The organism is Kluyvera intermedia, assembly GCF_034424175.1.
Taxonomy (GTDB): Bacteria; Pseudomonadota; Gammaproteobacteria; order Enterobacterales; family Enterobacteriaceae; genus Kluyvera; species Kluyvera intermedia.
The window spans coordinates 1,687,603-1,712,907 of record NZ_CP139986.1; the positions used below are offsets into that span (position 1 = coordinate 1,687,603).

The 25,305-nt window shown below is 53.7% G+C and carries 19 protein-coding genes and 1 pseudogene; 12 read left to right on the forward strand and 8 right to left on the reverse strand.

What is annotated here, in order from left to right; all coding sequences use genetic code 11:
• Positions 1-1,011 carry a galactose/methyl galactoside ABC transporter permease MglC gene (mglC, locus tag U0026_RS08075; RefSeq protein WP_062772329.1) on the forward strand — a complete coding sequence of 337 codons (1,011 nt, stop codon included), beginning with the start codon at positions 1-3 and terminating at the stop codon, positions 1,009-1,011.
• A gap of 174 nt (positions 1,012-1,185) precedes the next feature.
• Here mglC and sanA read toward each other — a convergent pair whose 3' ends face one another.
• The 5 genes from sanA to U0026_RS08100 form a co-directional block, all read right to left on the reverse strand.
• Positions 1,186-1,902, reverse strand: a complete 717-nt coding sequence (gene sanA, locus U0026_RS08080) for an outer membrane permeability protein SanA (RefSeq protein WP_062772326.1) — start codon at positions 1,900-1,902, stop codon at positions 1,186-1,188.
• A gap of 257 nt (positions 1,903-2,159) precedes the next feature.
• Entirely contained in the window at positions 2,160-3,044 is an 885-nt protein-coding gene (gene cdd / locus U0026_RS08085) for a cytidine deaminase (protein ID WP_062772323.1), read from the reverse strand.
• A 129-nt stretch (positions 3,045-3,173) separates the two neighbouring features.
• Positions 3,174-3,869, reverse strand: a complete 696-nt coding sequence (locus tag U0026_RS08090) for a CidB/LrgB family autolysis modulator (RefSeq protein WP_062772320.1) — start codon at positions 3,867-3,869, stop codon at positions 3,174-3,176.
• Positions 3,869-4,267, reverse strand: coding sequence for a CidA/LrgA family protein (locus tag U0026_RS08095; protein WP_062772317.1), 399 nt, complete (start codon positions 4,265-4,267; stop codon positions 3,869-3,871). Before U0026_RS08095 ends, U0026_RS08090 begins: the two co-directional genes overlap by 1 nt.
• A gap of 288 nt (positions 4,268-4,555) precedes the next feature.
• Positions 4,556-5,941, reverse strand: a complete 1,386-nt coding sequence (locus U0026_RS08100) for a M24 family metallopeptidase (protein WP_062772315.1) — start codon at positions 5,939-5,941, stop codon at positions 4,556-4,558.
• Between the two features lie 111 nt (positions 5,942-6,052).
• Between U0026_RS08100 and dusC the strand changes: the two genes are divergently transcribed.
• The 4 genes and pseudogenes from dusC (at position 6,053) to U0026_RS08120 (ending at position 11,355) form a co-directional block, all read left to right on the forward strand.
• Positions 6,053-6,991 (forward strand): tRNA dihydrouridine(16) synthase DusC, encoded by a 939-nt coding sequence (gene dusC, locus U0026_RS08105; RefSeq protein WP_062772312.1) that lies wholly within the window; start codon positions 6,053-6,055, stop codon positions 6,989-6,991.
• A 154-nt stretch (positions 6,992-7,145) separates the two neighbouring features.
• Entirely contained in the window at positions 7,146-7,979 is an 834-nt protein-coding gene (bglG, locus tag U0026_RS08110) for a transcriptional antiterminator BglG (protein WP_062772309.1), read from the forward strand.
• Positions 7,980-8,005: 26 nt separating this feature from the next.
• Positions 8,006-9,945 (forward strand): annotated as a pseudogene (gene bglF, locus U0026_RS08115) (PTS beta-glucoside transporter subunit IIABC).
• A 15-nt stretch (positions 9,946-9,960) separates the two neighbouring features.
• On the forward strand, positions 9,961-11,355 hold the full coding sequence (locus U0026_RS08120) for a glycoside hydrolase family 1 protein (RefSeq protein ID WP_062772303.1): 1,395 nt from the start codon (positions 9,961-9,963) through the stop codon (positions 11,353-11,355).
• 50 nt (positions 11,356-11,405) lie between these two features.
• Here the strand turns inward: U0026_RS08120 and U0026_RS08125 are convergent, their stop codons facing one another.
• Positions 11,406-12,140: a class I SAM-dependent methyltransferase gene (locus U0026_RS08125; RefSeq protein WP_062772300.1), complete on the reverse strand. Its 735-nt coding sequence runs from the start codon at positions 12,138-12,140 to the stop codon at positions 11,406-11,408.
• Positions 12,141-12,273: 133 nt separating this feature from the next.
• On the opposite strand from U0026_RS08125, the gene mdtQ reads away from it, so the two are divergent.
• Positions 12,274-13,713: a multidrug resistance outer membrane protein MdtQ gene (gene mdtQ, locus U0026_RS08130; RefSeq protein WP_062772297.1), complete on the forward strand. Its 1,440-nt coding sequence runs from the start codon at positions 12,274-12,276 to the stop codon at positions 13,711-13,713.
• A gap of 362 nt (positions 13,714-14,075) precedes the next feature.
• The gene (locus U0026_RS08135) at positions 14,076-14,732 is read left to right on the forward strand and encodes an oligogalacturonate-specific porin KdgM family protein (RefSeq protein WP_062772798.1); all 657 of its coding nucleotides are present in this window, start codon (positions 14,076-14,078) and stop codon (positions 14,730-14,732) included.
• Positions 14,733-14,799: 67 nt separating this feature from the next.
• Here the strand turns inward: U0026_RS08135 and U0026_RS08140 are convergent, their stop codons facing one another.
• Positions 14,800-15,372 carry a DedA family protein gene (locus U0026_RS08140; protein WP_062772294.1) on the reverse strand — a complete coding sequence of 191 codons (573 nt, stop codon included), beginning with the start codon at positions 15,370-15,372 and terminating at the stop codon, positions 14,800-14,802.
• Positions 15,373-15,526: 154 nt separating this feature from the next.
• Here U0026_RS08140 and U0026_RS08145 point away from each other — a divergent pair, with 154 nt between their 5' ends.
• The gene (locus U0026_RS08145; protein ID WP_062772291.1) at positions 15,527-16,114 is read left to right on the forward strand and encodes a Yip1 family protein; all 588 of its coding nucleotides are present in this window, start codon (positions 15,527-15,529) and stop codon (positions 16,112-16,114) included.
• A gap of 179 nt (positions 16,115-16,293) precedes the next feature.
• A complete protein-coding gene (gene pbpG, locus U0026_RS08150) occupies positions 16,294-17,247 on the forward strand; it encodes a D-alanyl-D-alanine endopeptidase (RefSeq protein ID WP_062772288.1) in 954 nt (317 codons plus the stop codon).
• A 173-nt stretch (positions 17,248-17,420) separates the two neighbouring features.
• On the opposite strand, the gene dld is transcribed toward pbpG, so the two are convergent.
• Complete coding sequence (gene dld / locus U0026_RS08155) at positions 17,421-19,142, reverse strand: D-lactate dehydrogenase (RefSeq protein ID WP_062772286.1); 1,722 nt, start codon at positions 19,140-19,142, stop codon at positions 17,421-17,423.
• Between the two features lie 200 nt (positions 19,143-19,342).
• Here dld and bglX point away from each other — a divergent pair, with 200 nt between their 5' ends.
• The 3 genes from bglX (at position 19,343) to U0026_RS08170 (ending at position 25,262) form a co-directional block, all read left to right on the forward strand.
• The gene (gene bglX, locus U0026_RS08160) at positions 19,343-21,640 is read left to right on the forward strand and encodes a beta-glucosidase BglX (protein ID WP_073971071.1); all 2,298 of its coding nucleotides are present in this window, start codon (positions 19,343-19,345) and stop codon (positions 21,638-21,640) included.
• Between the two features lie 656 nt (positions 21,641-22,296).
• A complete protein-coding gene (locus U0026_RS08165) occupies positions 22,297-23,637 on the forward strand; it encodes a glycoside hydrolase family 28 protein (protein ID WP_062772283.1) in 1,341 nt (446 codons plus the stop codon).
• 62 nt (positions 23,638-23,699) lie between these two features.
• A complete protein-coding gene (locus tag U0026_RS08170) occupies positions 23,700-25,262 on the forward strand; it encodes an MFS transporter (protein ID WP_062772280.1) in 1,563 nt (520 codons plus the stop codon).
• Positions 25,263-25,305: the final 43 nt, after the last annotated feature.

The following is a 25,305-nucleotide window of genomic DNA, read 5'->3' on the forward strand; positions in this document are numbered from 1 at the left end:
ATGAGTACGTTAAATAAAAAAAGCTTTCTGAGTTATCTGAAAGATGGCGGTATTTACGTCGTTCTTTTGGTTCTGTTGACCATTATTATTATTCAGGACCCGACCTTCTTAAGTTTGTTGAACCTCAGTAATATTCTGACCCAGTCTTCCGTGCGTATTATCATCGCGCTGGGCGTGGCCGGGCTGATTGTCACCCAGGGTACTGACTTGTCAGCAGGACGTCAGGTGGGCCTTGCGGCGGTTATCGCGGCAACGCTGCTGCAATCAATGGAGAATGCCAACAAGGTATTCCCAGAGATGGCAACGATGCCGATTTTCGTGGTGGTGCTGATTGTCTGCGCGATTGGTGCCGTTATCGGCCTTATCAACGGCATCATTATTGCCTACCTGAACGTGACGCCGTTTATCACCACACTAGGAACCATGATCATCGTTTACGGGATCAACTCCCTGTATTACGACTTCGTGGGCGCATCACCGATCTCCGGCTTCGACAGTGGCTTCTCGACCTTCGCGCAAGGGTTTGTGGCGCTCGGCAGTTTCCGCCTGTCGTACATTACCTTCTACGCGTTGATTGCCGTCGCGTTTGTCTGGGTGCTGTGGAACAAAACGCGCTTTGGCAAAAACATCTTCGCCATCGGCGGTAACCCGGAAGCGGCGAAAGTCTCGGGTGTTAACGTCGCGCTGAACCTGCTGGTTATCTATGCGCTGTCCGGTGTGTTCTATGCCTTCGGCGGCTTGCTGGAAGCAGGGCGTATCGGCTCGGCCACCAACAACCTCGGCTTTATGTACGAACTCGATGCGATTGCAGCTTGCGTGGTTGGCGGCGTGTCGTTTAGCGGCGGCGTGGGTACGGTCGTAGGTGTGGTCACCGGTGTGATTATCTTCACCGTTATCAACTACGGCCTGACCTATATCGGCGTTAACCCGTACTGGCAGTACATTATTAAAGGCGCGATCATTATCTTCGCCGTTGCGCTGGATTCACTGAAATACGCACGTAAGAAGTAATGACTTGGTAGTGGGTCCCGGCGGCGCTTTGCTTGGCCGGGCTACCTGTGATTTATGCCTTGTTAACAATCTGAGCCTGACATCTGTCGGGCTTTTTTGCATTTTAGGTGTCAGGAATACCTAATATGCAAATAGGCATGGTAAACACTATTCGATATGTGTATCTCATTGCCGCTAAGGCTTCTTACTCTGCAATTTCAGTAATTGCTCAAGCGTCACTGCGGGGTAGCCCTGTGCATCGTTCGGGACTTCTTGTTGGGCGGGAATAGGGATTAATGGGCCTAAAAAACGTGGTTCACGCTTAAAGATATAAAGATCCGCCAGCGCACCGAATCGCGCGCCAAACTCGCGAAGACGTACACTCCACATATCTTTCGGCGAAGGCACGGCATAACACTGCGCCTGAATGCCCATATGCAGAGCAATAAACAGCGCACGCTCACAGTGGAAGCGTTGGGTAATGATGATGAAATCGTTGGTATCGAATACTTTGCGTGTTCTGACAATCGAGTCAAGAGTGCGGAAACCGGCATAATCGAGCACGATATCTTCTGGCGCAACGCCCGCCTTGATGAGATCGCGGCGCATGGTCACGGGCTCATTATAGCTTTGCAGCGCGTTATCTCCGCTGAGCAGCAGATAGTTTACCTTGCCGCTGTTATAAGCGTTGAGTGCGCCCTGAATACGATAACGATAATACTGGTTGATAACGCCGGTGCGGTAATACTTAGCGGTGCCGAGTACCACGCCCACCTGGCGATAGGGGAGATCTTGCAGCTCGTCGTAAATGTACGGTGAGGTTTTCCAGCTCATCCAGCGGTCAAGGCCGAGCACGGTTAACAGCAGCAGGCCGCACAGGACTAACAGGCTGTATAACACACGCTTTAACATGAACTTGACTCAATAGTGGTAGATGAAGACATCAGGCTACTTTACCCGCCCAGCAAGCGCAAGAAACCATCGTTTAATTGCGGGGAATTTAACCTGTATTTTGTAGCCCGGCCAAACGAAGTGCCGCTGGGTCAGGCTCCGAGTCACCCCGGAGTCGGCGTGTTCACGCCTCGTCCGGGCTACACGGTTACGTCGGCAGCACGAGGTCAAATGTAGCCCGGCCAAGCGAAGCGCCGCCGGGAGTCACTCCGGAGTCGTTAGCCAAGCAGCACGCGGTCAATATTGCCGCAGCCCAGTGCTTTCAATGTGGCGGCGGTGGCATCCCACTGAATCAGCGGCGCGTCGGCGCGTTCTGCCAGAATAGCGCGCTGGATATCCGGGTAGTCGTAACCGTTCAGACTCAGCAGGTTGAGCGCCCCTTGCAGCGGCGGCAGGGTTGGGTTGAAGGCGGCATTTTCCGCGTAGCTGCCACTGAAAATGGTGCCGTCACGCAGTTCGAGCGCCACGCCTGATGGCGACTTACTGTAGGGAGTATGGCTATGGTTTGCCGCTTTAATTGCTGCTTGTGCTAGCGCGTCACCCTCAAGCGGATAACCGTGATCCTGTTCATCCATCAGCAGGGTTTTGATATCCAAATCCTTCGGCCCAAAGGCGTCCGGCAGATAATCCTGTAACGTATGCGGCTGGCGGCCCGGCAGGTTAATACGCAGGGAGAGCCCGCTGTTCAGCTCATTCATAAACTGACGGCAATGGCCGCACGGGGTGTAGTTGACGGTAATGGCCTGCAAGGCTTTTTCACCACACAGCCACGCATGGCTGATGGCGCTCTGTTCAGCGTGAACCGTTTGTTGCATGGTCGCGCCTAAAAACTCCATGTTGCCGCCGAAGTACCAAGTGCCGCTCACGCCGCGCGCGATGGCGCCAACGTTGAAGTGAGACAGGTCGGCACGGGCGCAGGCAGCGGCCAGTGGCAACAGCGCAAAAGCGAGCGCGTCTTCGTCCAGCCCCGTCGCTTTGCGCAGCGATGAGACCTGCTCGGCGCTCAGTTCAGCAGGGAAATGCGGATCGGCTAACAGCGGGGCGATAGCGGTCTGCAGATCTGCCGCCAGTTGCGAAAAAGCAGATTGAAAACGTGGATGCATGGCGTTGTGCCTCATAACAATGTAATGGGATCGTAGTGTACGGGGCGCGAACGCCTTAATTAGTGATCAATATCTCATTGTTAATGTAACGCATGTAATCTCATCTAAAAATGTGTGATTTGTCGCATTTTATCCCATTACCGACAGAATGATCGGGAATAAGAATGGGGCAATCAGCGAAGTAATGATGCCGCAAATCACCAGCGCCAGTGAACTAAACGCCCCTTCCTGATAGTCAAGCTCAGCGCAGCGAGCGGTGCCCAGGGCGTGTGACGCGGTACCCATCGACAAACCACGCGAAGCTTTGGTGGTAATACGCATGAGATTCAGCAGCGTGTGACCAAATACCGCGCCCAGAATCCCGACATAAATGACGCACACCGCGCTAATGGCGGGGATACCGCCGATGCTGCCGCTTACCGCCATCGCAATCGGTGTGGTCACCGATTTTGGCAGAATAGATGCGGCAATTTGCGGTGAAGCCCCCATCATCAGCGCCACGGATGTGCCTGTTATCATCGCTACCGCGCTGCCGATAAAGCAGATAGTGATGATGGATTTCCAGCGCGCGCGAATCTGGTGAAGCTGCTCATACAGCGGATAGGCGAGGGCAACTACCGCCGGTTGCAGCAGGTCGTTTAACACTTCACTGCCTTTAAAATAGTGATCGTACGGAATACCGGTCAGCATCAGGAACGGGATAATCACCACCATGGAAACCAGCAGCGGATTCAGCAGCGGCATTTTGAAACGAGCGCCTAACTTACGGGCGGCAAAAAAGACGACTAAGGTCAGCGGCAGTGACCACCAGATATAATGCAGCATTATTTTTCCGCCTCTTCCTGGCCGACAACTTTTCGTTCACCGTGGACCAGATGCGAACTCCAGCTCACTACCACCAGTACGACCAGCGTACTGATCGTGCAGGACACCACTACCGGGCCAAACTGCGCGCTCAGTAGCGCAAAATATTGCATCACGCCGACGCCAATGGGCACGAACAGCAGCGCCATATAACGAATAAGGACGTAGCAGCCGGGATTAACCCATTTGGCGGGCAGAATTTGTAGCCCCAGCAGGACGAAAAGAATAAGCATGCCAATAATGCTACCGGGGATCGTAATCGGCAGCAGTGACGAAATAAAAATACCGGCGTACAGGCAGGCGTAGATCAGCACGAATGCACGCAGGTATTGCCAGATGATATTCAGTGATTTGAGCATGGGATTCACCTTTCGTGGAATGCATTCATCATACAATTAAACCCTAAACTGTGCTACCGATCACACCATGAATTCTGAGCATACCTGAGATAGACAAGCGGAACATCAGACAACTGACCGGGATTATCCCTCAGTTTATGTTGATACTACGTATATCTGCATCATGAAGGCTTGAAAGCTGCGCGCCATCAGGCGCACTCGCGCAAATTGCCGGATGGCGGCTACGCCTTATCCGGCCTACACCAATCGATAGCCCGGCCAAGCGCAGTTCTGCCGGGAATATCATCGCTACCCGACCACCAGCGCTTTGTCCTTCGCCAACATAAACGGCCTTAAATATCCCACGCCGTTGGATAACGGAATCACATCATCGCTCAGCGCAATCTTTAGCACATCGCGGATATAAGTGCGTCGTGCCTCAATGCGCGCCCACAGTTCAGGATAATTCTCCGCGATGTTTTTCTGTAACGCCGCATCCGCCAGCGCCACGCTCTCCTCGGCGCTGACGCCGGTATAGCCTGGCACTGAAGGAATAATATCAATCTGCAAAATCATCCCGCTTTTTAGCGTTTCGTTAGATTGCGGATAGACCGGCGAGGACATCCACTCCTCATCGGCGCTTAAATGCCCTGGATTCAAATGCCAGCCGTACTGTGCTTTGGGCAACACGTTTTCAACGAGGTTATACAACTCACCGCCTGCCATCCCGACATGAATATGAGTAAGCCACGCCGCCACTGCGCCAAAATAGGGCTTCGCCACGCGGTCTAAATAATCCTTCTGATTCTCTGGCAGTTCGCTTTCATCGGCAATAACAAACCCGCTGCGGCTGGAAAGCCCGCCTTTAAAGCCGGTGGTCATCGACAGCGGCTGACCGCGCTCCACCTTTTTATAGCTCGGATAGAGGTTTGCTTTCTCAAAGCGCTGCCCGGTAGCGGCAATGGCGACCACCGTCTGATACTGCCCTTCGCCCGCGAGCAATGCGCCCAATTCAGTTTCACGAATGCCGGGCTCGACCGCGTCCAGCGCCGTCAGCATACAGTTGGAGGCCAGATTCGCGCCGTATTCGTAATGGGCGATTTCGTTGGCGTTGTTAACCGTTCTCGCCCCTTTATCACCGCGAATAAACAGATGCGCCGCATTCAGCAGATCCGCATGCGTGCTGTTCTTGACCGCCTCAACGATAAAATACGGCAGGTCGAAGAATTTTGCGTTATCAGCCAGGGTGGCGGTAAACATCTTCCAGCCGACCAGACCAATTTTCGACATCGCGCTTAGCCCCGTTTCATTGAACAGCTGCGAGAGCGGCTTTTCATTGTCCATTGGCTGATTGGGCAGGGAGAAGTGCGGACAATGTTTAAGCGTGACCGGCAAACGTGCATGCTGCGCCATCTTCAGGTTTTCATTGCCAAGAATCGCCGTCGCATGGCCGGATTTATCCAGCACCAGCAATCCTTCCTCAAAGCGCGGAATAAATCCGGTCAGATACTCGAAGTTACCGCCATGCTCTTTATCGGCATAAATCACTAGCGCATCGAACCGTTCCTCGCGCATGCGTTCCAGCACCTTGTTTTTACGCTCCAGCATTGTGGCGTCGGTCAGTACGACTGGCGGCACATCGCTAAACTGGCGTGGGGCTTGCGTGGTCTGTAGCTGGATAACTGTCGAATTCATGATTCACCTCCTGATGTGTCGATAATTGCGAACAATACGTCGCGCTCCTGGCAGTGGAAAGCTGCATGTTTAGACGTTACCATAGCGCCTCTTTTTTTTCCGGATAACGATATGCGTGTTTTACTGGCGCCGATGGAAGGCGTGCTCGATTCGGTAGTGCGCGAGCTGCTGACCGAAGTGAATGATTACGATCTGTGCATCACCGAATTTCTGCGCGTGGTGGATCAACTGCTGCCGGTAAAATCATTCCAGAAACTGTGTCCGGAACTGCACAACGAAAGCCGTACGCCATCCGGCACCCGGGTGCGGGTGCAACTGCTGGGGCAATATCCGCAGTGGCTGGCGGAGAATGCTGCCCGCGCGGTGGAGTTAGGATCGTGGGGCGTTGACCTCAATTGCGGTTGCCCGTCGAAAACGGTTAACGGCAGCGGCGGTGGAGCGACGTTGCTAAAAGACCCTGAGCTGATTTATCAGGGTGCGAAAGCGATGCGCGAAGCGGTGCCTGCGCATCTGCCGGTAACGGTAAAAATCCGTCTGGGCTGGGACAGCGGCGCGCGGCAGTTTGAAATTGCCGATGCGGTACAACAGGCCGGCGCGACCGAACTGGCGGTACACGGGCGCACGAAAGAAGACGGCTATAAAGCGGAGCGCATTAACTGGCAGGCCATTGCTGAGATTCGCCAGCGGTTGACCATTCCGGTGATTGCCAACGGTGAAATCTGGGGCTATCAAAGCGCGCAGGAGTGCATGGCGGTCACCGGTTGTGATGCGGTGATGATTGGCCGTGGCGCGCTGAACGTGCCGAATTTAAGCCGGGTCATCAAATATAACGAGCCGCGCTTGCCGTGGCCGCAGGTGGTTGAGCTGCTAAAAAAATACACTCACCTGGAAAAACAGGGCGATACCGGGCTGTATCACGTCGCGCGTATTAAGCAGTGGCTGGGTTATTTGCGTAAAGAGTATGACGAGGCCACCACGCTGTTTACCGCCGTACGCGCGTTGCAGGAATCGAAGCTTATTTCTCGGGTCATTAACGAATGGCGTGGATAAACTATCCGATCCACATCACAAATTTTCGCTTGTTCCATTGAGCTATCGCCGCTGAAGATGAAATACTCGTGACGATTGTTACTGCTTCGGCAGGCAAAACCTGATTATCTGACGTTTGTCAGGAGTCAGGTTTTTTTGTTTCTGGGGTCCATAAATGCACATCGCCAAAGTACTTAATAATAATGTGGTGGTTGTTCTGGATGAACACCGGCGTGAGCAGGTTGTGATGGGGCGAGGGCTCGCCTTTCAGAAACGCGTCGGTGACTCATTGGATGAGGCAAAAATAGAGAAAATTTTCGCCCTACAGAGCGACGAATTAGTCGGGCGTTTAGGTGAATTACTCAGTCAGATCCCGCTTGAGGTGATGACCACCTGTGATCGGATTATTGAACGTGCGCGCGAGCGGCTCGGAAAGCTACAAGAGAGCGTCTACATTACGCTCACCGACCACTGCCATTTCGCCATTGAGCGGCAGAAAAATGGGGTTGCGCTGCGTAACGTGCTGCTGTGGGAGATTAAACGGCTCTATCCGAAAGAGTTTACGCTAGGGCAGGAAGCGCGGGCGCTGATTGCCAAACGGCTTGGCGTAGAATTGGCGGAAGATGAAGCCGGGTTTATCGCACTGCATCTGGTGACCGCGCAGCTCAACAGCGAAATGCCGGAGGTGATGCACGTCACCCGGGTGATGCAAGAAATTCTGCAACTGGTGAAGTATCAGCTACATCTGGAGTACAACGAAGAGTCGTTGAGCTACCAGCGTTTTGTGACCCACCTGAAGTTTTTCGCTCAGCGGATGCTAACGCGCACGGTGGTGGAAGACGATGACGCTGAACTGCATAGCGCGGTGAAGGACAACTACGCGAAAGCATGGAAATGCGCGGAGACCGTAGCCCTTCATTTGCAAAACAGCTACCAGCGGTCGCTGACGACGGAAGAGATTATGTTTCTTGCCATTCATATTGAAAGGGTGAGAAAAGAGGGGCGTTAGCCCCTCCACAATTGGATTGTTACTGCATTACGCAGGCAAAACCTGAGCGCGACGTCATTTGGCGTCGTTCTCGGGTTTTTTTGTTTTTATATATATGCTCAAGGATCACGGTATGGAATATAAAGCACTCGCGCAGGATATTCTCAGCCACGTTGGTGGCAAAGAGAATATTGTGAGTCTGGTTCACTGCGCTACACGGCTGCGTTTTAAGCTTAAAGATAACGGCAAAGCGGATGCCAGTGCGCTTAAAGCGAATCCCGGCGTGATAATGGTGGTGGAGAGCGGCGGCCAGTTCCAGGTGGTTATCGGTAATCACGTCCACGAGGTGTGGCAGGCGGTGCGCTACGAAGCGGGCATTACCGATGAGAGTGAACCGGTGGTATTGAAGGGGGAGAAAACGTCGGTGCTGGGCCAGCTTATCGATATTGTCTCCGGTATTTTCGCGCCGTTTATCGGCGTGATGGCGGCGACTGGCCTGTTGAAAGGGCTGCTGGCGCTGGCGGTGGTTTGCGGCTGGCTCAATACCGAGCAGGCAACCTATAAAATATGGTTTGCCGCCAGCGATGCGCTGTTCTTCTTCTTCCCGCTGTTCCTTGGTTACACTGCAGGGAAAAAATTTGGCGGTAACCCGTTTATCACCATGGTCATTGGCGGGGCACTGACGCATCCGTTAATGATTCAGGCCTTTGACGCTGCGCAGGCTCCGGGGGCTGCGACGGAATATTTCCTTGGTATTCCGGTCACCTTTATCAACTACAGTTCGTCGGTGATCCCGATTATTCTCGCCGCCTGGGTTAGCTGCTGGATTGAGCGCCGCAGTAATGCGTTGCTGCCGTCGGCGATGAAGAATTTCTTCACCCCGGCAATTTGCCTGGCCGTTGTGGTACCACTGACCTTCCTCATTATCGGGCCGGTTGCCACCTGGCTTAGCCATCTGCTGGCCAATGGTTATCAGGTGGTTTATGTGGTTGCGCCATGGCTTGCGGGTGCGGCGCTCGGGGGACTGTGGCAGGTCTGCGTCATTTTCGGCCTGCACTGGGGGCTGGTACCGCTGATGATCAACAACATGACCGTACTGGGTCATGACTCAATGCTGCCGATTATCCTGCCCGCGGTGCTAGCGCAAGTAGGGGCGGTGCTGGGGATTTTTCTCGCCACCCGCGATGCACGTCAAAAAGTGCTGGCGGGCTCAGCGTTTTCTGCCGGGCTTTTTGGTATCACCGAACCGGCTATTTACGGCTTGACGTTGCCACTGCGCCGTCCGTTTATTTTTGGCTGCGTAGCCGGAGCAATCGGTGGTGCGATTACCGCCTTCAGTAACAGCTACGCCTTCTCATTTGGCCTACCGAATATCTTCTTCCCGGCGCAGATGATCCCGGCAAGCGGCATTGACGCCAGCGTCTGGGGCGGGCTTATCGGCATCGCGGTAGCCTTTACTTTGGCCTGTGCGCTGACCTTTCTTTTCGGCGTTCCACGTCAAAATACACCGCAGGCGGTGATCGCGAAAGCGTCGGGAAATGACGTGCTTGCGCCGATGACCGGTACCGTTCTGGCGCTTGACCAGGTGCCAGATACCACCTTTGCCAGCGGTCTGTTGGGCAAAGGCGTGGCCATTATTCCCGCCGAGGGCAAGGTCATCGCGCCGTTTAATGGTGAAGTGGCCTCCATTTTCCAGACGAAACATGCCATCGGGTTATTAAGCGACAGCGGCATTGAGCTGCTGATCCACGTTGGTATTGATACCGTCAAGCTTGAGGGCGCGCCGTTCACCGCCCATGTGAAAGAGGGCGATAAAGTGAAGGCGGGCGATCTCCTGTTGACCTTCGATCGCCAGGCCATTATCGACGCCGGTTATGATCTGGCGACGCCAATTATTATCAGCAACAGCGATGACTACCCAAGGCTGGATATCGCCGCCGTCAGTGCGGTAATCGCCGGTCAGCCGCTGTTGTCCGTGCAGCGTTAATCACAGGAGAGAGAGATGAAAACATTCCCGCAAACGTTTCTTTGGGGCGGCGCGACCGCAGCCAATCAGATTGAAGGCGCTTATCTGGAAGATGGCAAAGGGCTATCAACCTCCGACGTCCAGCCACAGGGTGTCTTTGGCGATGTGGTTGAGCGCGTACCGGGTGATTCCGGTATTAAAGATATTGCTATCGATTTCTACCACCGCTACCCGGAAGATATCTCGCTGTTTGCCGAAATGGGCTTTAACTGCCTGCGCGTTTCAATTGCCTGGACGCGAATCTTCCCCAACGGTGATGACGCTACGCCAAATGAAGCGGGTCTGGCCTACTATGACAAGCTGTTCGATGAGATGGCAAAATACAACATTACCCCGCTGGTGACGTTGTCGCACTACGAGATGCCGTGGGCGCTGGTGAAAAATTACGGCGGCTGGGGCAATCGCAAGGTAATTGGCTTCTTTGAACGCTACGCGCGTACGGTGTTTGAGCGTTACCAAAGCAAAGTGAAACTGTGGCTGACGTTTAACGAAATCAACATGTCGCTGCATGCGCCAATGACCGGTGTTGGTTTACCGGCTGACAGCAGCAAAGCGCAAGTTTATCAGGCTATTCATCATCAACTGGTGGCTAGCGCGCTGGCGGTAAAAGCCTGCCATGACATTGTTGCTGAAGGCAAAATCGGTAATATGCTGCTGGGCGGCCTGATGTATCCGCTAAGCTGCAAGCCGGAAGATGTGTTCAAAACGCTCCAGGAAAATCGTAGCTGGCAGTTCTTTGGTGACGTGCAGTGTCGCGGTGCGTATCCGGGCTATATTTTGCGCTATTTCCGTGAGAGTGGCTTTACGCTGGAGATAACCGACGCCGACCGTGAAGCGCTGAAATCCACCGTCGATTTTATCTCGTTTAGCTACTACATGACCGGCTGTGTCACCGCCGATGAAGCGCTGAATCAGAAGGCGCGTGGTAACATCCTCAACATGGTGCCGAACCCGCATCTGGCCAGTTCGGAATGGGGTTGGCAGATTGACCCGCTAGGGTTGCGCACGCTGCTGAACGTTCTGTGGGATCGCTATCAAAAACCGCTGTTTATCGTGGAAAACGGCCTAGGCGCCAAGGACAAAGTGGAAGCCGATGGCAGCATCAACGATGACTACCGAATCAGCTATCTGAACGATCACCTGGTGCAGGCGCGTGAAGCTATTGCGGACGGCGTTGAGCTGATGGGCTTTACCAGTTGGGGGCCTATCGATCTGGTCAGCGCGTCAAAAGCGGAGTTGTCTAAACGCTATGGCTTTATCTACGTTGACCGCAATGACGACGGAAGCGGCACGCTGGCACGGAGTAAGAAGAAAAGCTTTGGCTGGTATAAAGAGGTGATTGCCACCCGTGGTGCGAGCCTAAAAGAGTAAACCTCGGTGAATTGCCGGATAAGGCGCAGCCGCCATCCGGCAATCCCCCCTCACGCCGGTTTGTGCGCCCGCAGAATAAAAATCATCGGACGTTCTTTCTCTTCATCTAATGCCGGATTGGCGGCAATCTGCTCTGCCGTGGGGCCCCATTCATTCAAATTTTCAATCACAAAACCGGTGGCAATCAGCGCATTAATCCAGCTGGCAAGCGTACGGTGCTGTTTCTTCACACCATCGGCAAACCAATTGCTGATACGATCGCCTTCTTGCTGATAATGGCTGACCGGCCAGCTTTTCTGCCCGTTCTCATCTTCTTGCCAACCCTGCTTAAGCGGCGCGGTGTAGATCGGATGTTCGGCAGAAAATAGCAGCGTGCCGCCTGGTGTTAAAGCGTTAAAAACATTCGCGAGTAGCGGGGCGATATCGGGTAAATAGTGCAGCGCCAGCGAGCTGTAGACCAGCTCGCAGCTATCGGGCGTGAGTGCCAGGGTCTGCAAATCTTCACAGCGATATTCAACTCCCTCTCCATCGGTCATTTCGCGCGCCCGTTCCAGCATTCGACTGGAAAGATCCAGCCCAATGACCTGTGCTGCACCCTGGTCGCGCGCCCAGCGGCAAAACCAGCCGTAGCCGCAGCCAAGATCAACCACTCGCTGGCCTGCCAGTGCTGGCATCATTTGCACAATGCTGTGCCACTCCGGCGCGCCGTCCAGCCCTTTGACCGAACGGTCGAGCGTGGCGTAACCGGCGAAGAAATTAGGATCGTCATAAATGTTCTGACTCATGTTCACTCCATGAATTTTAAGTGTTATTAGCTGTGAGGAAGTATGTCGGATTATGTTCCCACACGCTTTACTAAAAGGATTGAATCCATTTAAATTATTATAACCCTTCTTATTTTGTAACCTGACCTCTCAAATGAATCTAACTCTGAAAAAAAGCGCATTGTGTGGTTTACCCCTGCTCATCGCGCTGGCTGGCTGCGCGCCCTCGCATGACATTGGCTCTCCTGTGAAACAGCAGGTTGCGGCTTCTACGATTTCCACAGAACTCCCTGCGGCGGTAAAAAACGGCTGGCCACAGAGCCAATGGTGGCAGGATTACCACGATACGCAGCTCAATAGCTTAGTGACACGTGCACTGGCGAATTCGCCGGATATGCAAATTGCCGACCAGCGCATTAAGCTTGCGGAAGCGCAGGCGCGGATGTCGAAGTCATCGCTGGGCCCGGAAGTCGATTTGGGGGCCAACCTGGAGCGGCAGAAAATGTCGGCTGAAGGTCTGATGGGACCGTTTGCCACCGATGAGGGGGGGAACACCGGACCGTGGTACACCAACGGAACCTTTGGCTTAACCGCTGGGTGGGATCTTGACCTGTGGGGGAAAAATCGCGCTCAGGTTGAAGCGCGCATCGGCGAAGTGAAGGCGAAAATGGCTGAGCGGGCACAAACTAGCGAATTGCTGGCGAGCAGCGTGGCGCGTCTTTACTGGCAGTGGCAGACTGAAGCGGATATCCGCGATGTTTTACAACAGATTAAAACCGAACAAAATAATATCGTTAACGTCGACACGGCGTTATTCCAGCATGGCATCACCGACTCCGTCGAGGGGGCTGAAAACGACATTAACGTCAGTAAAACCGATCAACAGCTGACGGATGTTGAAGGCAGCATGAAAGAGATTGAAGCCCGCCTGATGGCACTGACCAACAGTCAGAGTCAGTCGCTCAATCTACGCAAAACCAATTTACCTGCGGTGGCGAGCAAAATGCCCGCCACGTTAGGCTATGAACTGCTGGCGCGTCGCCCGGATTTGCAAGAAGCGCATTGGTATATCGAAGCGTCGCTCAGCGAAGTGGATGCCGCCAAAGCCGCATTCTATCCGGATATTAACCTGATGGCCTTCCTGCAACAGGACGCGTTACATTTAAGCGATTTGTTCCGCAATTCTGCCCAGCAGATGGGCGTGACAGCCGGATTAACGCTGCCTATCTTTGATAGCGGTCGTCTGAACGCCAATCTGGATATTGCCAGCGCGCAGAATAATCTCTCCATCGCCAATTACAACAAAGCGGTGGTTGACGCGGTAAATCAGGTAGCAAAAACCGCAAGCCAGGTCGAAACCTTAATGGCAAAAAACCAGCAGCAAGCAAAGGTTGAACAAAATGCGCAGCGAGTCGTGAACATGGCGCAGCAGCGGATGAACGTGGGCATTATTCCAGGTTCTAAAGTTAGCCTCGCGAAGCTTCCGGCGTTGAACGAGCGTATTGATGCGCTGCGTTTACATGGTCAGTGGCTTGACGCCAGTATTCAGCTGACTTCCGCGCTGGGCGGCGGCTATCACGTGAGTGAAAAATAACGTTCACTGCTAATCTATTCCCTCTGCATTATGGATGCAGGGGGAATATGAAAAACCAATATTCATCAAAAATAATATCACCTGCTAATATACTTCCTCGATATTTAAGTTTTATTTTTATTAAAAATAAATGATTCAATTGTATTAAAACATGTCTGCGATCACGTATTGATATTTAAAGTGATGACACCTCGGTCTTTGCGCACTAATATCGCCCTCGCTCCAAATAATATACTTATATAGCAAAGTGCAATCTATTATTTGTTCTATTTATTCTTTATATATTACAGCCAGTTCCTCACTGATTTTTTATTAACAAAAAAGCAGAGGACGATTGCGTGAAAAAATTAATAACCTTTGGGATGCTGGCACTGGTCAGTGCATCTGCGAATGCGGTAACGATTGACCTGCGTCATGAATATACGGATGATTCGAAGGCACAGAAGGACAGGGTGCTAATCTCACATCGCTTTGCCAATGGCTTTGGTTTTTCGGTAGAAGCGAAAAGCAAATCGGGTGGTGAGCATTCAGATAAAGCATTTAATGATATTGTCGATAACGGCAGTGAATATGTTCTGAGCTATCAATTTTCTGCCGCGCCGGGAATTACGCTACAACCCGGTTTTGCCTTGGAAACATCATCATCAAAAGCCATTTATAAACCTTATATTCGCGGGCAATACAGTTTTGCGAGCGGTGTCTATATCGCGGCACGTTACCGCTATGAATATGTACGTGATACCGCAATCGGTAAAGATGATGAACATATTAATCGTGGGGATGTATGGCTGGGATATAAAACCGGGCCATGGACGTTTGAAGGAAATTATCTGTATAAGAAGAGCGAGGATTATAATCGCTACGACAGCGGTAAAGATGACTACGAGCTGGATTTAAAAGTGGCTTATAGCATTGATAAAAACTGGAAGCCGTATGCGCAGATAGGTAATGTCTCGGTGAACAGCACCGATGACGATCGCCAGACGCGTTTCCGTGTGGGTGTACAGTATTCCTTCTAAGGGGCAGTCCCGGCGGCGCTTCGCTTGGCCGGGCTACCTTATCGTGTAGCCCGGACGAGGCCCGCGTTTACTCTTGCGGCTGTTTCGCTTCTCGACGCTTCAACCACCAGCGCAGCGCAATCACCAGCACAATCACCAGCACCAGCCAGATAATATGTTTCAGATGAGCATCAAGATGATGCAACCACGGCCCAATAGCCTCACCGCCTAAATAGCCCAGAGTGGTAAACAGTAGCGCCCAGATAATCGCGCCGACAATATTGAGCGGTAGAAAAATTTTAGGCGGCAGGCCGCTGGCACCAATAAGCAGCGGCCCAATAACGCGGAAACCGTACATAAATCGCGTACCAATAACAAACAGGTAAGGGTGGCGTTTAATCAACCGCTGCGCTTTGCGAATACGCGCCTGATGGCGTGAGAAGCGCTTGAGTAACCGCCCGCCGAACCGTCGTCCTAGCAGGTAAAGCACCTGATCGCCAATCATGCCGCCTAGCGCTACCGAAATCACCACCAGTGGAAATTTTAATAGGCCTTGATGGGCTACCACACCGCCGAGCAGCGTGATGGTTTCACCTTCTGCCATGCTGCCGATAATCAGTGCGGCATAGCCGTAATGGGAAATCAGGTTATTGATATCCATGTAAACACTCACTCCTTACAACCTCAATCCTTTAATCATACACCCTGATGAGAAAGGTGCAGGCGCGTCTTATTTTTGGATTGTACATAAAATAATCTATAAGTGTGAATTATACTTAGGGTTACGTGGTACGAAGCCGTGATGAGGAGGCGTTATGAACCATGTATGGGGACTCTTCTCCCACCCTGATATAGAGATGCATGTTATTCGCAGTGAGAACGAAACTGTTTCTCACCACTTTGTCCACCATGTCCTGGTGATGGCTGCCATCCCGGTGATCTGTGCATTTATCGGCACCACCCAGCTTGGCTGGAACTTCGGTGACGGCGCTGTGGTCAGGCTATCGTTGATGACCGGCCTTGGGCTGGCAGTATTGTTTTATGCACTGATGCTGGTGGGTGTGGCAGTCATGGGACGGGTTATCTGGTGGATGGCGCGTCACTATCCGAATCGGCCTTCGCTCAAACGCTGTATGGTGTTCGCCGGTTATGTGGCGACTCCACTCTTTTTGAGCGGTATTGTTGCGCTGTATCCGTTGGTCTGGCTCTGCGCGCTTGTCGGTACGGTTGCGTTGTTTTACACCGGGTATCTGTTGTATGTCGGCATCCCAACCTTCCTGAATATTAACCGCGAAGAGGGGTTAAGCTTTGCCAGTTCGACGCTGGCGATTGGCGTGTTGGTACTGGAAGTTCTGCTGGCGCTGACGGTTGTCCTGTGGGGTTACGGCTATCGCTTGTTCTGACGCCTGAAATGCATTGTTGGTGTGAATTTAACTCCACCAGCAATGCAGCATTTATTCACTATTCTTTTCTGGCAGATTTCTCGCTGCGCGCGCTATGATGAGCTATTCCGCTTCGTGACCACCAGGCACGAGGCGGTTGTCTATCATAATGTGCATAAATAACTACCAGAATACTCATCATGCAGAAATTTCGCGTTTCCCTGCTCAGCCTGGCTCTTGTGCTGGCTGTGCCTTTTGCGCCTGAGGCGAGCGCCAAAACGGCCGTATCCGCCGTGGCCTCGCACCCGGATATTGCTTCCGGTAGCGCAATGATCGTCGATCTGAATACCAATAAAATCATTTATGCTAACCAGCCGGATCTGGTGCGCCCAATGGCCTCTATCACTAAAGTGATGACGGCGATGGTGGTGCTGGATGCGCATCTGCCGTTGGATGAAATACTGACGGTTGATATCAGCCAAACGCCGGAGATGAAAGGTATCTACTCTCGTGTGCGTTTGAACAGCCAAATCAGCCGTAAAAATATGCTGTTGCTGGCGTTGATGTCGTCGGAAAACCGTGCGGCGGCAAGCCTTGCCCACCATTATCCGGGTGGCTATAACGCATTTATCCGCGCGATGAATGCGAAAGCGAAAGCGCTGGGCATGACCCGCACGCGTTATGTTGAGCCGACGGGGTTGTCGATTCACAACGTTTCAACCGCGCGTGATTTGACCAAACTGCTGATTGCCACCAAACAGTATCCGCTGATTGGTCAGTTGAGCACCACCAAAGAAGATACCGCGACCTTTGCGCATCCGGCTTATACGCTGCCATTTCGTAACACCAACCACCTGGTATACCGCGATAACTGGAGCATCCAGTTGACCAAAACCGGCTTTACCAATGCGGCAGGCCACTGTCTGGTGATGCGCACCGTGATGAACAATCGCCCGGTCGCCATGGTGGTGATGGACGCATTCGGCAAATATACCCACTTTGCTGACGCTAGCCGTCTGCGCACATGGGTTGAAACCGGCAAAGTGATGCCCGTTCCTGCGGCTGCGTTGAGTTATAAGAAGCAAAAAGAGGCCGAGGTGGAAGGCAATATTGCCAAAGCCCAGCTAAGCGGACAGACCACCCAGGACGATTAACCGCCAGGTTGTAGCCCGGCCAAGCGCACCGCCGCCGGGAAGGCACCGAGCTTCCCCGGGGGCGGCGTAAACGCCTCGCCCGGGCTACGAGCCTGGTGACCTGGCCGCACGCAAGCGGCGCATCTTGTAGCCCGGCCAAGCGCAGCGCCGCCGGGACGTTCACCGAAATCCCATTACGCGTCGTTTTTCTCGCCCCAGTATTTCAGCTTACTGGTTTTACCGATCCCTGGGTTCATGCTGTTCGTCGGATCGTTGTCACGATAATGACGTTGCAGATTCTCGTCGGCTTCATACAGATGCCCCACGTTATGCTCCGCCGGATATTGCGCGCCGCGCTCGCGCAGCAGCACCAACATTTGCTCTTTCAGATCATGCGGATCCACGCCTTTTTTAACGATGTAATCCTGGTGGAAAACGTGACACATAAAGTGACCGTAATAGAGCTTATACACCAGCTTGTCGTTGATTTCCGGCGGTAAATGCTCAAACCATTCGGTATCGTTCCGGCGCAGCGCAATATCCAGCGCCAGAATATCTTCCACCTCATCGGCATGAACGGCCTGATAACGAATGGCCGCGCCAGCCGCGGCGAAACGGTGCAGGAATGCTTTGCTGCCTTCTTCCGGCGTACAGGCGAAGAAGTCGCCCTCAGCCGTTTTAAAGTACTCGGCAAGCCAGGTCTGTGCTTCATCAATACCCTCGCCGGACATCTTCAGCAGCAGGTGATGCTCATATTTATCACGCCAGGTTTTCATCCGCTGCGGCAGATGCGCGGGGAAAGCGTGGCCGAGTTTCTGCATAAAGCGGTCGGTGAAGTGCGGTTTAAATAACGACACTTTCTCCAGCGCCGCATCGGCACGGCCTTTTAGCGTGAAGAAGAACGGCATTTTGTCGGTGCCGAGCTTGTCGATCATCAAGAAGGTGTCTTTCCCGTACTGCTCAGCAATATCGTAAATATCACGGTGCATGTATTCACCCGCCACCGGCAGGTTTTTGAATTCAGCCAGAATATGGCGGCGAATTTCGGTGAGCACGTCCGGCTGGTTGGTGCCGATATAGAACACCTGCTGACGTTTTTCTGCCGGGAAGGTATCAAGACGCACCGCAAACACCGCCAGCTTGCCTGCACAGCCGGAAGATTCGAACAACCGCTCAGGGTCAGCGTTGTAACGGGCCGGGGTATCCGCATTAACATCACGTACGCGGTTCACGTAGTCGTAATCGTGCGCATGACGGCCATCGTGGCGCACATCGCCATCGGTCACACGTTCGTCGTCGAGCTTGCTTAAAATTTGCTCCGGCGTTTCACCCAGATCGATCCCCAGATGGTTCACCAGCGTCAGTTTGCCTTGCTCATCAATACGCGCAAACAGCGACATTTCGGTATACGCCGGGCCGCGCTGCACCAGAGAGCCGCCGGAGTTATTACAGATGCCACCGATAACCGACGCGCCAATACATGAAGAACCAATCACCGAATGCGGTTCGCGACCTAACGGTTTCAGCGCTTTTTCCAGCGAATAAAGGGTGGTACCCGGCCATGCCAGTACCTGCTCGCCTTTATCCAGCAGGTGCAGCTTATCCAGACGCAGAGTGCTGATAATAATGATATCGCGGTCATAGTCGTTGCCGCTTGGGGTCGAACCTTCGGTCAGACCGGTGTTGGCGGCCTGCATCAGAATGATTTTGTCTGCCGCGACGCAGGCACTCAGCACACGCCACAGTTCCAGCAGTGAGCCAGGGAAGACCACGGCCAGGGCATCGCCGTGACCGGAACGAAAGCCTTTGCGATAGCGAGCAGTTTTAGCGGGGTCGGTCAGCAGGTGAGCGTGACCAACCAGGCGGGAGAGTTCGTTAATCAACGCGTTATTATCGTTTGTAGTTTGAGAAGACATTCTCCACTCCTTGTGGTGGGACAAATTTGTCGCCTTTAAGAATAGCGCTTTGTATGATCATTTGGTGAGTGAATGTTTCAGAAAATCAGACAATAAACCTTCGCTTTCTATAACGTCGTCCTTTAAGTTTATGGCAAACTGCGTTTTTTCATCGACTCTTGCCGCTTAAATCGGCTCGCACTCAAAGAGACTATAAGAATATGAAATGGCTATTATCTGTTAGCGTCGCCGTGAGCCTGGCGCTGCAACCCGCTCTGGCGGAGGATCTGTTCGGCAACCATCCGCTGACGCCAGAGGCGCGCGATGCGTTTGTGACTGAGCTGCTTAAGAAGATGACCGTCGATGAAAAAATCGGCCAATTACGCCTGATTAGCGTCGGCCCGGATAATCCAAAAGAAGCCATCCGCGAGATGATTAAAGATAGCCAGGTCGGGGCAATCTTTAACACCGTTACCCGTAAGGACATCCGCGCGATGCAGGATCAGGTGATGTCGCTGAGCCGCCTGAAAATCCCACTGTTCTTTGCCTACGATGTGGTTCACGGTCAGCGTACCGTCTTCCCGATTAGCTTAGGGTTGGCCTCAACCTTTAACCTTGATGCCGTGAAAACTGTTGGCCGCGTCTCAGCCTATGAAGCGGCGGATGACGGTCTGAACATGACCTGGGCGCCGATGGTCGATGTCTCGCGTGATCCGCGCTGGGGTCGTGCTTCCGAAGGGTTTGGCGAAGACACTTATTTAACCTCCATCATGGGCGAAACCATGGTGAGTGCCATGCAGGGCAAAAGCCCGGCAGACCGCTATTCAGTGATGACCAGCGTCAAGCACTTCGCTGCTTACGGTGCGGTTGAAGGCGGTAAAGAGTACAACACCGTCGACATGAGCTCCCAGCGCCTGTTTAACGACTATATGCCACCGTACAAAGCCGGACTGGATGCCGGGAGCGGGGCGGTAATGATTGGCCTGAATTCACTCAACGGCACGCCTGCGACCTCGGACGCATGGCTGCTCAAAGATGTACTGCGTAATCAGTGGGGCTTTAAAGGCATCACCGTTTCCGATCACGGGGCGATTAAAGAGCTGATTAAGCACGGCACAGCCGCTGATCCGGAAGATGCGGTACGCGTGGCGCTCAAATCCGGCATTGATATGAGTATGAGCGACGAGTACTACAGCAAGTATCTGCCAGGGCTTGTGAAATCTGGCAAGGTGACGATGGCGGAACTGGACGATGCGACGCGCCACGTGCTGAACGTGAAGTACGATATGGGCTTATTTAACGACCCGTATAGCCATTTGGGGCCGAAAGATTCAGACCCGCAGGACACCAATGCTGAAAGCCGTCTGCACCGTCCGGAAGCGCGTGAAGTCGCGCGTCAGAGTCTGGTGCTGTTGAAAAACCGTCAGGAAACGCTGCCGCTGAAGAAAAATGCCACCGTGGCCGTCGTCGGCCCGCTGGCGGATAGCCAACGTGACGTGATGGGCAGTTGGTCTGCCGCAGGTGTCGCCGGGCAGTCGGTGACGGTGCTGAGCGGTATCAAAAACGTGATGGCGGGCGAGGGCAAAGTGCTGTACGCCAAAGGTGCAAACGCCACTGATGACAAAGGGATTGTCGATTTCCTCAACCAGTATGAAGAAGCGGTGAAAGTTGACCCGCGTGCGCCGCAGACGATGATTGATGAAGCGGTTGCTGCCGCGAAGCAGTCTGACGTGGTGGTCGCGGTGGTCGGTGAAGCACAGGGGATGGCGCACGAAGCCTCCAGCCGTACCGAGCTCTCGATTCCAAAAAGTCAGCAGGACCTAATTGCCGCGCTGAAAGCCACCGGCAAACCGCTGGTGCTGGTGCTGATGAACGGTCGCCCGCTGACGCTGGTGAAAGAAGATCAGCAGGCTGATGCTATTCTGGAAACTTGGTTTGCCGGTACTGAGGGCGGTAACGCCATCGCCGACGTGCTGTTTGGCGACTACAACCCGTCGGGCAAACTGCCGATGTCCTTCCCGCGCTCCGTTGGGCAAATCCCACAGTACTACAGCCACCTGAACACTGGTCGTCCGTATAATGCCGATAAGCCGAACAAATACACCTCGCGCTACTTTGACGAGGCCAACGGCCCGCTGTATCCGTTTGGTTATGGCCTGAGCTACACCACGTTCACCGTGTCTGATGTGAAACTTTCGGCACCAACGATGAAGGCCAACGGCAGCGTGACGGCGAGCGTCCAGGTGACGAATACCGGTAAACGTGAAGGGGCCACGGTGATTCAGATGTATCTGCAGGATGTGACTGCCTCGATGAGTCGTCCGGTGAAACAACTGAAAGGGTTTGAGAAAGTGACGTTGAAGCCGGGTGCAACGCAGACCGTTAGCTTCCCAATTGACGTTGAACAACTGAAATTCTGGAATCAGCAGATGAAGTATGCAGCGGAGCCTGGCAAGTTTAATGTCTTTATCGGCGTGGATTCTGCGCGCGTGAAACAGGGTGAGTTCGAGCTGCAGTAAGGTTTACCCTCACCCCGGCCCTCTCCCTATAAGGGAGAGGGAGTGTGCACACCTCGGATCAGAGTGCTAGCATTCAGACGACTCGTAACAGTTCCCTCTCCCTATCAGGGAGAAGGAGTGTGCTCTCCTCGGATCAGAGTGCTAGCATTCAGACGACTCGTAACGGTCCCTTCTCCCTATCAGGGAGAAGGAGTGTGCACACCTCGGATCAGAGTACTAGCATTCAGACGACTCGTAACGGTCCCCTCTCCCTATCAGGGAGAGGGGGTGTGCACACCTCGGATCAGAGTGCTAGCATTCAGACGACTCGTAACGGTTCCCTCTCCCCCCGGGGAGAGGGCTAGGGTGAGGGGGCAATCCCCCCAACCCCACTTCCCGCACCACTTTGTGATCCCCATCGCGATTTATCTTTCTCCCCCCTCTAATCTGCGCCAAATGGCCTATTTTCTACCCGCCATTCGGCCCCCTACGTGATAAAGATCACACCTCGTACCCCACCCCAATCGCCATTTTGTGCGTTTGCTCAAAACCCACCTCACCCGACAACAACAGGCGTGATGCCTTTCACTAATACGTAAAAAAGCCCGTATCTGCTCCACGAGAGAATCGGTGAATCCGCGTTAAATGCAGCTATCTCAATCTCAGCAGGTAGCGACATGAAAATTTCATTGCACAACACCTCTCTTGACCGCAGCGGCAAAATGGCGCTGACCGCGCAGCTTCAACAGTTAATTGATGAAATCGACCGCGCGGGCGGCGGCACGCTGGTGGTCTCTCCCGGCGACTGGATGACCGGAACGCTGGTGCTGCCGTCGAACTTTACCCTGCATCTGGAAGCGGGTGCGCGCCTTCTGGCAAGCCCTGATGCCGAAGATTATCCGGCGGAGCTGACGCAAACCGTCGCCGAACTTTCGCGCATGGCGCTGATTTATGCGCGCAATGCCCACCACATCACCCTGAGCGGTGAAGGCTGTCTGGCAGGCGGCGCTAACGCCTGGTTTTCCGCCAGTGCCGATGCGCAGGGCTACCGCCAGCCGAAAACCCAGCGCCCGCGGATACTGGTGCTGGAAGGCTGTCAGCAGGTACGTATTCGCGATATCACCATCAGCGATTCGCCGATGTGGACGGCGCACCTGGTGAGCTGCAATCGGGTTTTTATCCAGAACCTGACCATTGATAATGACCTGGCGCTGTCGAACACCGACGCGCTGGATATCGACAGCTGCCAGCATGTCCATATCAGCGACAGCTATTTCAGCGCCGCCGACGACGGTATCTGCATTAAAACGACCCGCAAACCGGCTGCATTACAGCAGGCCACGCGCCACGTAGTGGTCAGCAACTGTCTTATCCGCTCGAAAAGCTGCGCTATCAAAATTGGCACCGAAACCTTCGCAGACATCAGCCATATCGCGGTACACAACTGCTCGATTTTCGAGTCAAACCGCGGCATCGGCCTGGTGTCTCGCGACGGCGGTCAGTTCAGCCAGATGATCTTCAGCAACATTCTTTTCGATTGCCGCCACGGTCATCCGTGCCACTGGGGCAAAGCCGATCCGGTATTTATCTCGGTGCGCCATCGCGACCCACAAATCCAGCCGGGCCGCGTAGAGGACATTACTTTCAGCCAGCTTTCCGGGGTGAGCGAAGGGGCTATTAACCTGCACAGCGAAACGCCGGGCGACATCCGTCACGTCACGTTCAATGCGCTTTCATTACAGCAGCTGACAGGGCTGTCGGACGAGCAGGGCTGTTACGACATTCGCCCGCCGTGCAACCCGGCTAGCCCAACCGGCATGGGGCTGGATAACGCCTATCGCGTTAACCCGGATACCGGTCGCGCCTGGGGCGTGGATGCCTATCCGGGCGGTTTACCGGCGCTGTACGCCAACGGTGTGCAGGGGCTGATGCTTAACGATTTACGTATTCGTCGCCCGCAGCCGCTGCCGCAAGGATGGTGTGCCAACGCCATCGTGCAGGAAAACGCCGACGCCTGAGTCTATTTGATGGCGGCGCGGCGTAAGACCGTGCCGTCCTGTACTGTTCAAGGGGATGGAAAATGATAAAAAAAGAGCGGGAAATAAAACTCCATAACTACGTCTGCTACGGCCTGGCTGATGTGATTGGATCGGGCGCGTTTACGCTGGTGAGCGCCTGGCTGCTGTTCTTCCTGACCACCTTCTGCGGCCTAACGCCGATTGAAGCCGGGTCGTTGTTTGCCGTGGCGCGAATTGTTGATGTGATTATGTGTCCATTAATGGGCTACATTTCCGATAACTTCCACAAAACGCGCCTCGGACGTCGTTTTGGTCGCCGCCGCTTCTTCCTGCTATTAAGTATTCCGCTGGTGGCGGTCTATAGCCTGCTGTGGGTTCAGGGCTTCAACTACTGGATGTACCTGCTGGTCTATATCCTGTTTGAAATCGTCTACTCGATGATTTTGATCCCCTACGACACCCTGTCGGCTGAGATGACTTCTGACTTCACCAAACGCTCTAAGCTGACCAGCGCACGTATGTATATTGCCCAGTTTGCCGGTTTCACCGCCGCGTTCCTGCCGGGCCGCCTGCTGGCTTACTTCGGTTCAGATTCCGCGGTCTCCTTCTTCTACGCCGGGGCCATTTTCACCGTGGCCTTTATGGTGGTGTTGCTGTTTGTTTACTTCGGCACGTGGGAACGTTCGCTTGAAGAGATCGAACAAAGCGAGCGCACGATTGAGTTTGAAGAGAAGCAGCCGCTGATGAAGCGCATCTTCGATATCTATTACGACTTTGTTTCCACGCTGAAAATCAAAACGTTCCGCTCACACCTCGGTATGTATCTTGGGGGTTCGGTGGGGCAGGATATTTTTAACTCGGTCTTCACCTATTTCGTGGTGTTTGCGCTGGCCACTTCATCGGTTGTCGCCAGTAACCTGCTGAGCGTGATTAACGGCCTGCAATTCTTCGGCGTCGGCGTGGCAACGTGGCTGACTCTGCGTTACTCCCCATCGCGCGCATTTGCCACCCAGGCGCTGATGGCGCTGGTGGCCTTCGCCCTGTTTGCGCTGACCTATATCTACGGCTCCACCAGCATGGCGATGCTGTATCTGGCAGCCGGTGTTGCCGGTCTGGCGCGTGGCGGTATCTACTCAATCCCGTGGAACAACTACACCTTCGTGGCTGACGTGGATGAGATTCTGACCTGTAGCCGTCGTGAAGGGATCTTTGCGGGCTTTATGAGTTTGCTGCGTAAAGCTTCTCAGGCGCTCTCCATCTTCCTGGTCGGCGTGGCGCTGCAAATGTCCGGCTTTATGACCGGCCAGAGCAGCCAGCCGGAATCGGCAATCAATATGATCCTGGCGATCATGATTATCCTGCCGGTTCTTCTGACCCTGTGGGGTATCTGGTCTGCCTTCCAGTTCAAAGTTAACAGCCGCACCCATGCGATTTTGAACAACGAAGTGGCGCGCCTGAAACAAGGCGGCAGTAAAGCGACCGCGACGGCAGAAACCAAAGAGGTTATTGAGAGCCTGACCGGGATGCCGTACGACCATTGCTGGGGGGATAACACCGTTGGCCACGTTAACCGTAGCCTGCTGAAAGCGAAGCAACACGCAGCGCAGCCATTACCTAACGCATAGAAATCGGCCCCGGCGGCGCTTCGCTTGGCCGGGCTACACTCGT